The following is a 14,667-nucleotide window of genomic DNA, read 5'->3' as shown; positions in this document are numbered from 1 at the left end:
GCACCGGCGCCCCAGGAGTTGCCAAAGGAAATGTGCGTGCCAGCAATAGACTGGACGGCATGGCTCCCGCAGCAGGACTCTCAGCAGGCAGGCGGTTCCTCCGCGGCCGCTTCCGCACCGGCATGATCCGGAGCCGGAATTCGCTCATCCCGGCCATCCAGATGACCGTCTGCGCCGTGGGTGCCTACGCCTTCGCGGAATACGTGCTGGGCCACTCCGGTCCCCTCTTCGCGGCCACATCATCGCTGATCGCGCTTGGCTTCTCCCGGGAACCGCGCCTGCGGCGGGTACTGGAGGTGGGCCTGGGCTGCACCATCGGCATCGCGGTGGGCGACCTGCTCCTGCACTGGCTGGGCGCCGGAATCTGGCAGGCCGCCGTCGTGCTTCTTTTCTCCATCCTGCTCGCCAGGTTCCTCGACAGCGGGAACATCTTCACCACCCAGCTGGCCCTGCAGTCGCTGCTGGTGGTGCTGCTGCCTGCACCGTCCGGTGGTCCGTTTACCAGGAGCATCGATGCCGTGGTGGGCGGACTCTTCGCTTTGCTGGTGACAATCCTGGCCCCCAAGGACCCCCGCCGCGAGCCGCGCAAGGACGTCCAGAAGCTGCTGCATGAGCTCGCCGAGGTGCTGCGCGAGTGCGCCGGCGCGCTGGTCAACAGCGACTCCACCCAGGCGTGGCACGCCCTCATCCGGGGCAGGAACTGCCAGCCCCTGGTGGACGGGATGCGCCAGTCCCTGCGTGCTTCCGGGGAGGTGGCCACCCTGGCGCCCGCCTACAGGAGGCACCGGGACGAGCTGGACCGGCTCAAACAGTCGCTCGACTTCATCGACCTGGCGCTGCGGAACAGCCGGGTGTTCGCCCGCAGGCTGACCAGCGCCATCAACCACGCGGCGTTGTCGGATGAGGCGACAGAAAACATCGCGGAGGTGCTGCAGGAGACCGCTGCCGCCATTGACGAGCTCTCGCTGGGGCTGGCGGAAACGCACGACGGCGTCCGCCGCGCCCACCTGCGCAGCGCCCGCCAGGACCTGAGCGAGATCGCCCTGCGCCTGCATCCCAAGCTGCTGGAGGTGCAGCGGCTTGAGGGTGAGACGGTGGTGATGCTGTACCGGCCGCTGATGGTGGACCTGTTGGAGGCCACCGGGATGGATGCCCGCGAAGCCCGGGACGTGCTGCCCGCGCTCTAGGTGCCGGCCTCCCGTAGATCATTCGCATAGCGCAGCCCCAGCTGTTCCCGGGCCTGGTCGAGCAACTCCATCACCTGCAAGGTTTCATTCCAGGGCATCAGCGGGCTTTCCTGCAGGCCGGCGCGGATGCAGCGGGCTGTTTCGCGCAGTTCATAAATGAAACCCTCGGCTTCTTCGTGGAAGTCCTCCACCTCGATCCTGCCGTCCAGTCCGCAGATCTCCAGCGTGCGCGGATTAAAGAGCGGGGACCCGGTCCGTATCCAGCCTGCGGTCCCGCTGATGGTTGCCATGCCGGGACCGGCGGCCTGGAGCGAGGAAGTGAGCTGGGCGGCAGCCCCCTCCGGGTACTTGAGCGTGAGGGTGTTTTGGACATCCACGCCGTCCTGGTTCAGGTGGCCTTGGGCCGTGAGGCGTTGAGGGAAGCCGAGGGCCGCAACCGCCCAGGTCAACGGGTAGACCGCGAGATCAAGGAGTGCACCGCCGCCGGCCGCAGGGTCCCACAGCCTGTCCGCGGGATCATAGGCTGCGGGAAAACCCAGGTCAGCCTGGACCCAGCGCACCGTTCCAATGGTGCCGCCGCGGATCAGCTCCAGGGCACGGCGGGTGGCTGGCAGGAAGCGCGTCCAGACGGCTTCCATCAGGAACAGGTTCCGCTCCCCTGCCAGCTGGACCAGTTCCCGGGCTTCGCTGGCGTTGACCGTGAAGGGCTTCTCGCACAGGACGTGTTTCCCGGCTTCAAGCGCGGCACGGACAACCTCGAAGTGCTGCGCGTGGGGCGTGGCAACATAGACCACGTCCACCCGGGGATCGGCGAAGAGCTGCTGGTACCCGGATCCGGATGGGCCGTCATGGTAGCTGGCCGCGAAGCCGTGTTCTTCCGCGAAGGCCCGCGCCGAGCCCTGGCTGCGCGAACTCACTGCATGGAGTTGGGCATCTTCAAGGCGGGCGAGGTCCCGGGTGACCTTGTGCGCGATCCGGCCTGTGGCTACCACTCCCCACCGGAGGGTCCGGCCGCCCTGCGGCGACTGGCCGCCTGGTCCGCTGCCCGCCATCAGACGGACTCCCTGATCACGAGGGAAGTGGGAATCTGCGTAACGCGGGCGGTCTCTTTCCCCTCGATGAGGTCCACCAAAATTTCGGCCATCTTCTTTCCCATCTCGATGATCGGATGGTGCACGGTGGTCAGCTGGGGATTGACTGAGGTGGCGAACGAATCGTCATCGAAGCCGACCACGGCCACATCCTGGGGTATGCGCAGTCCACGTTCCTGCAGCACCGTGTAGGCACCGGCGGCCATCTGGTCATTAGCCACGAACACCCCGTCCACCGGCTTCCCGCTGCCGAGGAGGCGGCGCATGGCCTTGGCCCCGGAGGCCAGGGTGAAGTCACCGTATTCAACCCGGGAATCATCCAGCCCGGCCTCGGCCATGGCCGCCCGCCAGCCGTTGACGCGGTCGATGCCCGGCGGCATGTCCTGGGGGCCGGCGATGGTGGCGATATTGGTCCGCCCGCTCTCAATGAGCAACCGGGTGGCTCCTGCCGCCGCAGCCTCGTTGTCCACATCCACGTAGTAGCTGGCGCTTTCGCCCAGCGGCCTGCCCGCGAACACCATGGGAATGTAATCGCTGAGGTGGGTCCAGGACCGGTCCCCTGCGTGGTGGGACACCACCAGGGCACCGGCCACGTTCCCGCCCAGCAGGAAGGCCCTGGTTTTCTCCGGCTTGGCTTCGGAAGCGATGACCATGTTCAGGGTGTAATCCGTGTCCGCCAGGTACAGCGCCACGCCCTGGACCACTGAGGCGAAGAACGGGTCCGCGAAGACCTTGGAAGTGGACTCCGGCACAATGAGCGTCACCGAGTTGGGGCGCCTGCTTGCCAGCGAACGGGCAGCGCGGTTGGGCGTGTAGTTCACGGCAAGAATCGCCTGGCGCACCTTGGCGGCGATGTCCTCATCCACGCTCGGCACGTCATTGACCACGCGGGAGACGGTGGCACGGGAGACGCCGGCCAGCGCGGCCACCATTTCCAGGGTGGGCGTCGGCCGGCTTCCGCTGGTGTCTTGCTTCACAATGTTCGCTCCGTGGTCTGGCTGGCACAGGTGCCGGGGGTTTCAGTTTAGGCGGGCAGTGCCGGAGCGAGGCGGGACGTGCTCCGCTGTGCGGCTGCTATCAAACCGCCATAGGCCTTGCCGCTGTCCTTGACGGTACGTTCCAGGGTGCCGTAATCGACGCGGACAATCCCGAAGCGCTTCCCATAGCCCCAGGACCACTCAAAGTTGTCCAGGAGTGACCAGACAAAGTAGCCGCGGACGTCGGCACCCTGGTCTATCGCTTCACCTACTGATGCCACGTGGTCCAGGATGAACCGGGTACGCTCCGCATCATGCACGGCACCGTCGGGGCTGACAGTGTCCTCGTACGCGGCTCCGTTTTCGGTGATGTAAAGCGGCGGCAGCGAGGGGTATTCCTCCCCCAGCCGGACCAGCAGCTTGCGGAGCCCGTCCGGATTCACTTCCCAGCCCATCGCCGTCCGCGGCAGGCCGCGGCTGGGAAAGGCGATGTCCTCGGATCCGATCCAGGGTGAGGCGGAGGCCCGCTCTGCACCGCCGGAGTGGCCGTCGCTTCCGGCGTCATCCGCGTGTCCGCTGATGAGGTCGTCGTGATAGTGGTTCACGCCCAGGAATTCCAGGGGCGCGCTGATGAGTTCCAGGTCGCCAGGAAGAACCACGTCCGGCAGGCCGAACGGGGCGAGGTCACGCAGTGAGTCTTCCGGGTAGGCTCCCCGCAGGAGGGGGTCGAGGAAGATGCGGTTCTGCAACGAGTCGAAGCGCCGGGCAGCGTCCAGGTCGACAGGGTCCTGCGGGTCCCGCGGAATGGAGTTGCTGAGGTTGAGCGTAATGCCGAGGTTCTGGGCGCCGCGTTGCCGCAGCGCATTCACGGCCAGCCCGTGGGCAAGGTGCTGGTGGTGCACGGCGGCAATCGCGGCCGCTGGCTCCTGCCGGCCGGGGGCGTGCACGCCGGAGCCGTAGCCCAGGAGCGACGAACAGAACGGCTCATTGAAGGTGGTCCAGTGCTGGACCCGGTCCCCCAGCGCCGAGTACACGTCATTGGCGTACTCCGCGAACCTGTAGGCGGTATCCCGGTTGGCCCAGCCGCCTTTTTCCTCAAGAGCCTGCGGCAGGTCCCAGTGGTACAGGGTGAGCCAGGGCAGGATGCCGGCTTCAAGGAGCTCATCCACCAGCCTGGAGTAGAAGTCCAGGCCCTCACGGTTGACGGCCCTGCCCCCGGGACGCACCCGCGCCCAACTGGTGGAAAAGCGGTACGAGTCCAGCCCGAGCTCTTTCATCAGCCGGACGTCCTGTGGCATTCGGTGGTAGTGGTCCACGGCCTGGTCAAGGTTTTCACCGTTGGCTATGGCCCCTGGAATCCGCGCAAAGTGGTCCCAGATGGACTCTTCCTTGCCGCCCTCGCGGCCGGCGCCCTCGATCTGGGCAGCCGCCGTCGCTGATCCCCAGATAAAGCCCTCGGGCCACTGCCGCTGGTACGTCGGGTGCTGCATTAGCCCTTCACTGCTCCTTGCATAATTCCTGAAATGAGTTGTTTGCCCGCAAGTGCGAAGAGCACCAATAGCGGCAGTGTTGCCAGCACCGCTCCTGCGAGGACCACGGAGTAGTCCACGTAGCGGGCTGACTGCAGCTGGCTCAGCGCCGTCTGCAGAGTGGGGTTGCCGGCGTCGAGGACCAGCAGCGGCCACAGGAAATCGGTCCAGGCCGTCATGAACGTGAACAGCCCCAGGATGGCCATGGCAGGCTTTGCTGCCGGCATGGCCACATGCCAGAAGGTGGAAATCATGTTTGCCCCGTCCATCCGTGCGGATTCAATGAGCTCATCCGGGATGACGTCCACCAGGTATTGCCGCATAAAGAAGACGCCGAACGCGGTTACCAGCGTGGGCACCACCACCGCTCCGATTTCGCCGGTCCAGCCCAAGGTCCTCATCACCATGAAGAGCGGGATGATGCCAAGCTGCGTCGGGATGGCCATGGTGGCCACCACCATCAGCATGAGCCCGTTCCGGCCCTTGAAGCGCAGTTTCGCAAAGGCGTAGCCGGCGAGGGTGGAAAAGCCAACCACGGACAGGGTGATGATGGAGGAGATCAGGACACTGTTGCCCAGGGCGAGCCAGAACGGAATGGTGTCAAAGACCTCGCCCACGTTCGTCCAGAAGTTTCCTCCGGGCAGCAGGGGCGGCCAGGTTTCACCGAGGGCCTCGTTGGAGCGGCTGCCAATCACGGCGGACCACCACAGCGGGTAGGCCGAGGACACCAGGAAGGCGAGGAGCAGGCCGTAGGTCAGGAAGCCTGGCTTTTCGCCCGAGCCCACAAAGCGCTTGCGGAGGGGTGCCGGGCGGCCGGAGGGCTTCTTTTCTGCGGGCAAGACGCCGGCGGTCGCACGGGGTGCCTCTTCGATGGTGCTCATCGCGTAGTCCTTTCAGCGCGTTTCCGGGCTCTCCTTGTTGACCGGGTGGGCTTTGCGGCATCGGCTGTGGCGATGCGACGTGAGATCAGGTAGTTGATGACACCGAACAGCACGATGATCAGGAAGAGGAGCCAGGCGATGGTGGAAGCCTTGCCGAAGTTCTGGCGCTGGAAGGCCATCTCCCAGAGGTACAGCACGGTGGTCTGGAACTGCCGTTGGGAGCCGCCTGCGGTCGCGGGATCGAACAGCCGGGGTTCGGTGAAGATCTGCAGGCCGCCGATGGTGGAGGTAATGACCACAAAAACCATGGTGGGCCTGATGCTCGGCAGGGTGATGCTGAAGAAGCGGCGGAGGGCTCCGGCGCCGTCCAGCGCCGCGGACTCGTACAGGTCGCGGGGAACGGCCTGCATTGCGGCCAGCAGGATAAGGGCGTTATAGCCGGTCCATCGCCAGTTCACCATGGTGGCGATGGCAATGTGGCTGGGCAGGGTCTCGTTCTTCCACATCACCGGATCCAGGCCAAAATTTCCCAGGACGTTATTGATGAGGCCGTACTGCTCGCCGAACATGTTGGTGAAGATCATGGCCACCGCCACCGGGGTGACGATGTAGGGCAGGAGCACGCTCATCCGCCAGAAGGTTTTGGCACGGAGGTTCTGGTCCAGTACTGCGGCCAGGAAGAGTGCCACGGCAAGCTGCGGTATCGCGGACAGCAGGAAGATGCTGACCGTGTTGAACAGGGAGTTCCAGAAGAAGCGGTCCTGGAGGACTTCAGTGAAGTTTTGCAGGCCCACGAAGTCTCCCTGGCCTTTGAGGAGGTGCCAGTCGAAGAGGCTGACCACGAAGGTGTAGACCAGCGGGAACAGTCCCACGAGTGCGAAGAGGATAAAGAAAGGTGCGATGTAGAGGTAGGGCGATGCTTTGACGTCGAAGACGTTGAGCCTCTGTTTGAAGGTGGGTTTGGGTTTGATGGCCGCCAGGGTTTTGGCGGGGCGGTTCACGGTGGTTGTCATTGGGCTCTTGCCCTCCATCGGGGGGCCTCCCTTCCGGGAGGCCCCACAGCGGGTGTTGCTAGTTGTTTACGACCAGGTCGTTAAGGAGGGTCAGCGCTTCGGACCAGGCCTTGTCAGCATCGGCCGTTCCGGCGTCGAGCATTTTAAGTGCCGGACCAAACACGTTTTCCTGGATCACGGAATCGTCCGGTCCCTTGAACTGGGCCACCACGCCCTTGGCGCGGTTGGCAAGGATGACGCCGGTGGGCGCATTGTTGAACACCACGTTCGGAGTCGCATCGGCCACCAGCTTCTCCTGCGCTTTAAGCGTGCTGGGGAAGTTGTTCGCGGCAGCCGACTGCTTGACCTGCTGCTCGGGTGCGGTCAGCCAGGCTGCCAGCTTTGCGGCCTCGGCAGGGTGCTCCGATGTCTTGGGCACTGAAAGGAAAGCTCCGCCCCAGTTGGAGGCCCCACCCGGGAATACGTCGGCGAAGTCCCAGCCGCTCTCCGTGCCGCCGCCGGCGGATTCCAACTGGCCCTTAATGGTGCCGAGCATCCAGCCGGGGCAGACGAAGGTGGCGAAGGAGCCGTCAACGAACGCCTTGCCGTTACCCCAGTCCCACTGGGTCTGGTTGGCGGACAGACCGGCCGCTGTGCCGGCCGCAAGCATCTCGAATTTGTCCTTCATCTCCGGGTTGCCTTCGATGTTCAGCTCCCCGTCCTTGGTGTAGTAGCCCTCTTCCATCTGGTTCACCATGGAGTTCCAGACGAAGCCGGACTGGTCATACCAGGCCTTGCCGGTGGCTGCCTTGTACTGCTCCCCGAGCTTGAAGTAGGTTTCCCAGGTGGCGTCGCCGCCACCAAAGAGCTCGGCCACTGATTCGCGGTCGCTGGGCATTCCCGCAGCTTCGAAGAGCTTGCCGTTGTAGCAGAGCCCCTGCGGACCGATGTCCGTTCCGTAGCCGATGACGCGGCCGTCCGGATCCGTGCCCTGCTTGAACTTCCAGTCCACCCAGTTGTCCTTGATGTCAGCTGCGCCATGCTCATTGAGGTCCACGAACTGGTCCGATACTTCCATGATGGAACCCAGCCAGCCCTCCTCGATGGCCACGACATCGCTGAGCCCGGATCCTGCGGCCAGCTTGGTGAAGGCGTCAGTTCGGGCATTGGACCCGCGGTCGATATTGGTGGCCTTGACCTTGACGCCGGGATTGGCTTCCTCGTATTCGGCGTAGAGATCGTCGTAGCCGAAGGTCCCGAAGGTGGTGACCGTGAGCTCTACGGGGTTGTCAGCGCTTGCTGCTTGTTCCGGACTGCTGCTGCAGCCTGTGGCCAGCAGGGCCATGGCTGCCACGCCCGCGATGGCGGTCGCTGTGTGTCGGCGTACGAATTTCAACGTCACTCCTTTGTGGGAACTTCCGGCGCCGAGAGAGCGCTCTCTGGCAAGTTCCTCAACTGTAGGCGTGGCGCGGATCACTGTCAAGAGAGCGCTCTCTCAGCGCTGCAATGGAGCATAGGCAAGTGCGGTGCCGGTGATTGTCAGTGCCCGCCACTAGGGTGGAATCCATGGCAACGAAGACTTCCCGGGCCTCCAAGGCGCCCGCCTACAAATGTGCTGAGTGCGGCTGGACCACGGTCAAGTGGGTGGGCCGGTGCGGCGAGTGCCAGGCGTGGGGCACCGTTGAGGAGACCGGCGCCGCTGTTGCGCGGACGACGGCGGCCACTACAGTCCTGGAGCCGGCCCGCCGGATTGCCGAGGTGGACGCCACCACGGCCGCCTTCCTGCCCACGGGCGTTGATGAGCTGGACCGGGTGCTGGGCGGCGGCCTGGTTCCGGGCGCCGTGATCCTGCTGGCGGGTGAGCCCGGGGTGGGCAAGTCCACCCTGCTGCTGGACGTTGCGGCGAAGTTCGCCCGGACCGCACAGGACGTGTTGTACGTGACCGGTGAGGAATCAGCGGCCCAGGTGAAGCTCCGCGCCGAGCGGATCGACGCCGTGGCCGAATCGCTGTACCTCTCTGCGGAAACGGACCTGGGCCAGGCCCTGGGGCAGGTGGAGAAGATTGAGCCGCGGCTGCTGATCGTGGACTCGGTGCAGACCCTCAGCAGCGCGGATGTCGACGGCAGCGCCGGCGGCGTTTCGCAGGTCCGCGAAGTGGCAGCGTCCATAATCGCCGCGGCCAAGAGACGGAACATGACCACCCTCCTGGTGGGACACGTGACAAAGGACGGCTCCATTGCCGGGCCGCGGCTGCTGGAGCACCTGGTGGACGTGGTGTGCCAGTTCGAGGGCGAGCGGCATTCGCGGCTCCGGCTGCTCCGTGCCGTCAAGAACCGCTACGGGCCCACGGACGATGTTGGCTGCTTCGACCTGAACGAGGACGGCATCCAGGGCCTGGCTGACCCCAGCGGGCTCTTTGTCAGCCGCACCAAGGAACCCGTGTCCGGCACCTGCATCACCGTCACCATGGAAGGCCGCCGCCCTCTGCTGGCCGAGGTGCAGTCCCTGCTGGCGGAGAGCCCAAATTCCCAGCCGCGGCGCGCCACCAGCGGCCTGGACTCCTCGCGGGTTTCCATGCTGCTGGCTGTCCTGCAGCAGCGCGCGGGAACGCTGCTGCACAAGGATGATTCCTACGTGGCCACCGTGGGCGGGGTGAAGCTCAGCGAGCCGGCGACGGACCTTGCAGTTGCCCTGGCCGTAGCATCGGCAAAGGCCCGCAAACCCCTCCCCATCCGGCTGATTGCCTTCGGCGAGGTGGGCCTCGCCGGCGAAGTCCGGCCGGTGCCCGGCATCAACCAGCGCATCCAGGAAGCGCACCGGCTCGGGTTTACGCATGCCGTTGTTCCAGCCAGCCATGCAGGGCCGGGGCCCATCCCGGCCGGTTTTTCCGTACGGGAAGTGGAGCACCTCACCGAGGCGTTGAGCCTGCTGATTGGTTAGTTAGCCGTTGTGGCGTGGCAGCGAATCGGGGTCGTCACGCCGGGAGTTGAGCAGCCAGCCGGACACGTCGCTGCGGAGCACCAGCAGCGGGCCGCCGGTGCTGTTCACGTTGCCGGTGGGCACGTAGTAGCCGCGGCCGGAGCCGGGACCGCCGGCCGCCCGGTCCAGGGCGTCAACCAGGTGCCGCGGCAGGTGGCCCTGTGGACCAAGGCTGTGGAGCTCATCTAGTTCTTCCGGCGTCAGACGTCCCAACACCTCGGCAATACTGGCCATGACTGGTCCCTTCGAGCAGAGTGCCTGAAGGAATAACCTAAAGCAGCACCGTGAACTGCGGGTTAACGTTGGACGGCAACAACCGACAGTTTTCAAACAGCCACCCACCGGAGGAAACATGCCCGTTCTGAGCGCAGGAATCCTGCTGTACCGGAGGGTGGCTCCAGGCGGCTTCGAGGTGTGGATAGCCCACATGGGCGGTCCCTTCTGGGCCCGCAAGGACGCCCATGCATGGTCCATCCCCAAGGGTGAATACGGGGAGGACGAGGATCCCCTGGCCGCTGCCCTGCGCGAGTTTGCCGAGGAAATGGGGACTCCGGCTCCGGCTGCGGACTACCGGCTGCTCGGGGCCTTCAGGCAGCCCTCCGGCAAGGTCATCACCGTCTTTACCGCGGAGCAGGACTTCCAGCCGGAACGGATCGCCAGCAACACGTTCCCGCTGGAGTGGCCCAAAGGGTCAGGCCGGATCCAGGACTACCCGGAAATCGACGATGCCCGCTGGTTCCCCGAACCGGAAGCCCGTCTCAAGCTGGTGAAGGGGCAACTGCCGGTTCTCGATGCGCTGGTGCAACTCGTCCGCGCGGAATCCTAGGGCTCGTCCTGCGTCTCCCACTAGCCGGGCGTCGGGCACCCGTCAATGGTCTTTGCACCCCCGCACGCCGGGGTGCGTTGTCCATATGCGGGTGCGATGTAAGGCGCGACGGGGTGATCGGCCGATTCGCAGGGCCTAGGCGCCGGTGATCACCAGGGCAACACTGTGCCCGCCGAAGCCGAAGGCGTTCACCAGCCCGGCCGGGCTGTAGCCCGGCTGGAGCCGGTGGGCGTCTTCGGTAACAACGTTGAGGTCCACTTCGGAGTCCAGTTCCTGGACGTTCAAGGTCCCGGGAAGCAGCCCGGTCCGCAGCGCCTCGACAACCACCACGGCGGCCAGGGAGCCGGCACCGCCGAGGAGGTGGCCGGTGTGGCCCTTGGTGGACGTGACCGGCACCTCCGCACCAAAAATCGCGTTGATGGCCTGGCCCTCAAGCTTGTCCCCCACCGGCGTGGAGGTGGCGTGGGCGTGGATAAAACCGATGTCTTCCGCAGCCAGGCCCGCGGACTCGAGGGCCTTCTGCATGACCCGCCGCTGCATGGCGGGGTCGGCTGCCACGATGTCGTTGGCGTCTGACGTTACCGCCCCGCCGGCAACTGCCCCGAGCATCCCGGCGCCGCGGGCGCGGGCGTGCTCTTCGCTCTCCAGCACCACCACGGCAGCGCCTTCGGCGAGGACAAAGCCGTCGCGGCCGCCGTCGAACGGACGTGATGCGCGCTGCGGGTCATCGTTGCGGGTGGACAGCGCGCGGATCTGGGAGAAACCCGTGATGACCAGGTCATTCACGGAGGCGTCAACGCCGCCGGCAATAACGACGTCGGCCGCTCCTGAGCGGATCATCTCGGCTGCCTGGACAATCGCCTCAGCCCCTGAGGCGCACGCGCTGACCGGAGTGCGCGCACCGCCGCGGGCGCCGAGGTCGATGGACACCCAGGCCGCGGGGCCGTTGACCATCAGCCTGGTCAGCGTGTGCGGCGAGACCTTGCGGGGGCCCGAGGCGGCGAGGGTCCGGTCCTGCTCCAGCGTGGAGCCCAGCCCTCCGTAGGCTGATCCGATCACCACGGCGAAACGCTCCGGGTCCACCTCCGGGGCGCCAGCCTGGGCCCACGCCTCCCGGGCAGCAATAAGCGCCAGCTGCCCGCACCGGTCCATCCGCTTCATCTCGCGGGTGCTCAGGTGCTCCGAGAGATCCGCGGTGACCTGCCCGGCGATCTTCACGGGCAGCTGTTCGGTCCAGGCATCCCCAAGGGCGGCGATGCCGGATTTCCCCGCGACCAGCCCGGCCCAGGTCTCGGAGACCGTGGAACCCACCGGATTGATGGTTCCGGCGCCGGTGATGATGGCGCGGGGCTGAACTGCGCTGTTGTGGCCTGCGTTCACGGTTCCTACTTTGCGGGGTTGTGGGTGCCGATGGGCACGAGGGTGAGGTCCGGGTGGTTCTTCTCAATGCGGCGCAGGGCCCAGACGTCGTTAAACAGGGCGAGGTACTCGCCGTCGGACCGCAAAAGAACCTCGGCGCCGATGACGTTGGCGAGCGCCGGCATGGCGTCCGCCGTCGAAATCCTGGCGAGGGAGTAGGGCAGGCGTTCCAGCCGCATGGGGGCGCTGAAGTCATGCGCCATGCGGTCCTCCACCACCTCGAACTGCATGGGCCCGACGGCGGCAAGCACCGGCGCCTGGTCGCCGCGGACGTCGGAGCGGAGCACCTGGATGACGCCCTCGTGTTCGAGCTGTTCGATGCCCCGGCGGAACTGCTTGAACTTGCTGGGGTCCTTGGAGCGGGCCACCTGGAAGTGCTCGGGGGCGAACAGCGGAATGGCGGGATATTCCACCGGCCCCTCAAGGAAGAGGCTGTCACCCACGCGCAGCGAGGACGCGTTAACCAGGCCCACGACGTCACCGGGGTAGGCCTCGTCGATCACTTCGCGTTCCCGGCCGAACACCTGCTGCGCGTACTTGGTGGCGAAGGATTTCCCGGTCCGGGTCTGCGTGACCACCATTCCGCGCTCAAAGACGCCGGAACACACCCGGATGAAGGCCACATGGTCGCGGTGGGCCTTGTTCATGCCGGCCTGCACCTTGAACACGAAACCGGAGAACGGCGATTCCACCGGTCGTGGGTTGCCGTCCACGTCGGGGCGCGGGGCTGCCGGCGGAGCGAAATCCACCAGTGCGTCCAGCAGTTCCTTGACGCCGAAGTTGAGCGCGGCGGAGCTGAAGAGAATGGGGGTGGCCTTGCCTGCATGAAACGCCTCGACGTCGAACTCCAGGTTCGATTCGATCACCAGTCCCGCCTCGTCCACGGCGTCCGTCCAGTTGCTGCCCTGGCTCTCGGCTGCTTCCTCGGGCGTGAAGTACTCCGTGAGGGCGATCTGCGCGCCGGCGTTGTTGCGCTGGAACCGGGCGAAACGGTCGTTGCGGAGGTCCCAGACGCCGCGGAAATCGCCGGAGATGCCCACGGCCCAGGTCAGGGGCATGGGCTGCAGGCCGGTGCGTTCGGTGATTTCGTCCATCAGGGCCAGTGCGTCCAGGCCGGGACGGTCCCACTTGTTGATGACGGTGATGATGGGCAGGTTGCGCTGCTTGCAGACCTCGAACAGCTTCATGGTCTGGGTTTCCAGGCCCTTGGCGGCGTCCACCAGCATCACGGCGCAGTCGACGGCGGCCAGCACCCGGTAGGTGTCCTCGGAGAAGTCGGCGTGGCCTGGTGTGTCCAGCAGGTTGATGACGGTGTCCCGGTAGGAGAACTGGAGCGCCGCGGAGCTGATGGAAATGCCGCGGTCCTTCTCCATCTGCATCCAGTCGGACACGGTTTCCTTGCGGTTGGCCTTGCCGCTGGAGGCACCGGCAGTGCCGATCACCTTGGCGTGCAGGGCGAGCGCTTCGGTCAGGGTGGACTTGCCAGCGTCAGGGTGTGAAATGACAGCAAAGGTCCGACGCCGGCCCGCCTCTTTGTGAATACCGGAGATCCGGGCGGGGGTCAGGACATCTTGGGACACGGTGCTACTTTCGCTGCGGTTGGGACTACCCGGGCGCTGCCTGTGAGGCACTGCGGCGGTGGGGCCGGGGAAACGGGCTGGCAAACGGCCAAGTTCCAGTTTATCGCAGGGCGGCAAACCGGCTGCGGCACCCGCTTAACACCCGCGAAACCGGACGTTCAAGGCCGTGAAACGACCTCCCGTTAGCGTGGCCGCATGACGACCAAAGACAACCCGGCGCGGGACGGCTTCTGCCGGCGCCCGGAAAGGACCTGAACGGTGCAGGGCATCTCCTTTTCCGGCAACCTCTTCTTCGATCCCCTGGCCACGGGACTGGCTGCAGCCGGGGACCGTGACCAGTCCCGTCCGGCCGAGCACAACCGCCGGGCAACCCAGACACCTGCCGAGCAGAAAGCGCTCAGGGCGGCGTCTCTGACGAAAGTCAGCAGGGATCTGGAACGGATGCTGCGGGAGCGGATGCGCTGACCCCGCTCCCGCCGTCCGGGCGCAGCCTGGGCCGTGGTAGGCGGCATGATGGGTGGATGCAGAGCATTGAGCTGACCTTCGGGGATTCCACTGATTCCGCTATCAGGGCTGACTGGGCGAGGCTCGCGGAAGCCGGGATCCCCAGCCTGGCAGGCCACACCTCGCCCAGCAACAGCCCCCACATCACCCTTGCGGCCGGCGCGGACATGCAACTACCGGACACGCTCCGGAACCTGTGGCAGCGGCTGCCCCTGGACATCAGCTTTTCCGGCGTCCACATCTTCCCCGCGCGGACGGGAACGTACGTCCTGGCCCGCTCCGTGGTGGTGACCCGCCGGCTCCTTGAACTGCACGGCCTCCTCCACGCTGGCATCTCCGGGGCCCTGCCACTTACCCTGCCGGATGCCTGGACACCCCATGTCACCCTTGCCCGGCGCGTCCCTGCGCACCAGCTCGGGACGGCCATGGACCTGCTGGACCTGCGTTTGGCGGGCCGCTGCACGGAAGCCCGCCTCTGGGACAGCAACACCAGGACGCTGGCTTCGCTGTCGAACCCGGCCTAGAGCAGCCAGGATCAAACCGCTGTATCAGCCTGCCGGCAGGCGGGCCGAAATACCCACCCTGCCGTCCACCGTCGGACGCGTTCCGGACCGCCTTTCCCACACTCCCTAATGAGGCACTTTAGGGCTTGCCCGTGCGGAAGACGCTGTTTCTTGCCCCTATCATTGAGCTTGCGGGAAA

General features: G+C 65.9%; 14 protein-coding genes. 5 read left to right on the top strand and 9 right to left on the bottom strand.

Translation table 11 applies throughout. The features are described 5' to 3' along the window. The first annotated feature begins 59 nt into the window (after positions 1-59). The gene (locus HTS88_RS11200; protein WP_174178337.1) at positions 60-1,187 is read left to right on the top strand and encodes an FUSC family protein; all 1,128 of its coding nucleotides are present in this window, start codon (positions 60-62) and stop codon (positions 1,185-1,187) included. Here the strand turns inward: HTS88_RS11200 and HTS88_RS11195 are convergent. Genes HTS88_RS11195 through HTS88_RS11170 form a run of 6 tightly spaced genes read right to left on the bottom strand, consistent with a single transcriptional unit; the run spans position 1,184 to position 8,002 of the window. Next, a complete protein-coding gene (locus HTS88_RS11195) occupies positions 1,184-2,239 on the bottom strand; it encodes a Gfo/Idh/MocA family protein (protein WP_174178335.1) in 1,056 nt (351 codons plus the stop codon). The genes HTS88_RS11200 and HTS88_RS11195 overlap by 4 nt on opposite strands. Further along, the gene (locus HTS88_RS11190; protein WP_174178328.1) at positions 2,239-3,255 is read right to left on the bottom strand and encodes a LacI family DNA-binding transcriptional regulator; all 1,017 of its coding nucleotides are present in this window, start codon (positions 3,253-3,255) and stop codon (positions 2,239-2,241) included. The genes HTS88_RS11195 and HTS88_RS11190 overlap by 1 nt, the downstream gene beginning before the upstream one ends. A 47-nt stretch (positions 3,256-3,302) precedes the next feature. Further along, complete coding sequence (locus HTS88_RS11185; protein WP_174178326.1) at positions 3,303-4,745, bottom strand: GH1 family beta-glucosidase; 1,443 nt, start codon at positions 4,743-4,745, stop codon at positions 3,303-3,305. Beyond that, positions 4,745-5,665, bottom strand: coding sequence for a carbohydrate ABC transporter permease (locus tag HTS88_RS11180; protein WP_246256203.1), 921 nt, complete (start codon positions 5,663-5,665; stop codon positions 4,745-4,747). Before HTS88_RS11180 ends, HTS88_RS11185 begins: the two co-directional genes overlap by 1 nt. Further along, positions 5,662-6,678, bottom strand: coding sequence for a carbohydrate ABC transporter permease (locus HTS88_RS11175; protein WP_174178324.1), 1,017 nt, complete (start codon positions 6,676-6,678; stop codon positions 5,662-5,664). The genes HTS88_RS11180 and HTS88_RS11175 overlap by 4 nt, the downstream gene beginning before the upstream one ends. A gap of 58 nt (positions 6,679-6,736) precedes the next feature. After that, positions 6,737-8,002 carry an ABC transporter substrate-binding protein gene (locus HTS88_RS11170; RefSeq protein WP_174178443.1) on the bottom strand — a complete coding sequence of 422 codons (1,266 nt, stop codon included), beginning with the start codon at positions 8,000-8,002 and terminating at the stop codon, positions 6,737-6,739. Between the two features lie 221 nt (positions 8,003-8,223). On the opposite strand from HTS88_RS11170, the gene radA reads away from it, so the two are divergent. Further along, positions 8,224-9,597 (top strand): DNA repair protein RadA, encoded by a 1,374-nt coding sequence (gene radA / locus HTS88_RS11165; protein WP_104185665.1) that lies wholly within the window; start codon positions 8,224-8,226, stop codon positions 9,595-9,597. On the opposite strand, the gene HTS88_RS11160 is transcribed toward radA, so the two are convergent. Beyond that, on the bottom strand, positions 9,598-9,870 hold the full coding sequence (locus HTS88_RS11160; protein ID WP_174178322.1) for a hypothetical protein: 273 nt from the start codon (positions 9,868-9,870) through the stop codon (positions 9,598-9,600). A gap of 118 nt (positions 9,871-9,988) precedes the next feature. Between HTS88_RS11160 and HTS88_RS11155 the strand changes: the two genes are divergently transcribed. Then, a complete protein-coding gene (locus tag HTS88_RS11155; protein WP_174178320.1) occupies positions 9,989-10,462 on the top strand; it encodes an NUDIX hydrolase in 474 nt (157 codons plus the stop codon). Between the two features lie 135 nt (positions 10,463-10,597). Here the strand turns inward: HTS88_RS11155 and HTS88_RS11150 are convergent, their stop codons facing one another. Continuing rightward, the gene (locus HTS88_RS11150; RefSeq protein WP_343044937.1) at positions 10,598-11,842 is read right to left on the bottom strand and encodes a beta-ketoacyl-[acyl-carrier-protein] synthase family protein; all 1,245 of its coding nucleotides are present in this window, start codon (positions 11,840-11,842) and stop codon (positions 10,598-10,600) included. A 5-nt stretch (positions 11,843-11,847) separates the two neighbouring features. Continuing rightward, positions 11,848-13,461, bottom strand: coding sequence for a peptide chain release factor 3 (locus HTS88_RS11145; protein WP_174178318.1), 1,614 nt, complete (start codon positions 13,459-13,461; stop codon positions 11,848-11,850). Positions 13,462-13,719: 258 nt separating this feature from the next. On the opposite strand from HTS88_RS11145, the gene HTS88_RS11140 reads away from it, so the two are divergent. Together HTS88_RS11140 and HTS88_RS11135 are read left to right on the top strand one after the other, a co-directional pair. Next, positions 13,720-13,926: a hypothetical protein gene (locus HTS88_RS11140; RefSeq protein ID WP_174178316.1), complete on the top strand. Its 207-nt coding sequence runs from the start codon at positions 13,720-13,722 to the stop codon at positions 13,924-13,926. A 56-nt stretch (positions 13,927-13,982) separates the two neighbouring features. Further along, complete coding sequence (locus HTS88_RS11135) at positions 13,983-14,489, top strand: 2'-5' RNA ligase family protein (protein WP_174178314.1); 507 nt, start codon at positions 13,983-13,985, stop codon at positions 14,487-14,489. Positions 14,490-14,667: the final 178 nt, after the last annotated feature.

Source organism: Pseudarthrobacter oxydans (genome assembly GCF_013314975.1).
In the GTDB taxonomy this organism is placed as follows: Bacteria; Actinomycetota; Actinomycetes; order Actinomycetales; family Micrococcaceae; genus Arthrobacter; species Arthrobacter oxydans.
Note: the sequence above shows the minus strand (reverse complement) of the source record. Positions and strands in the feature narration are given on the sequence as shown.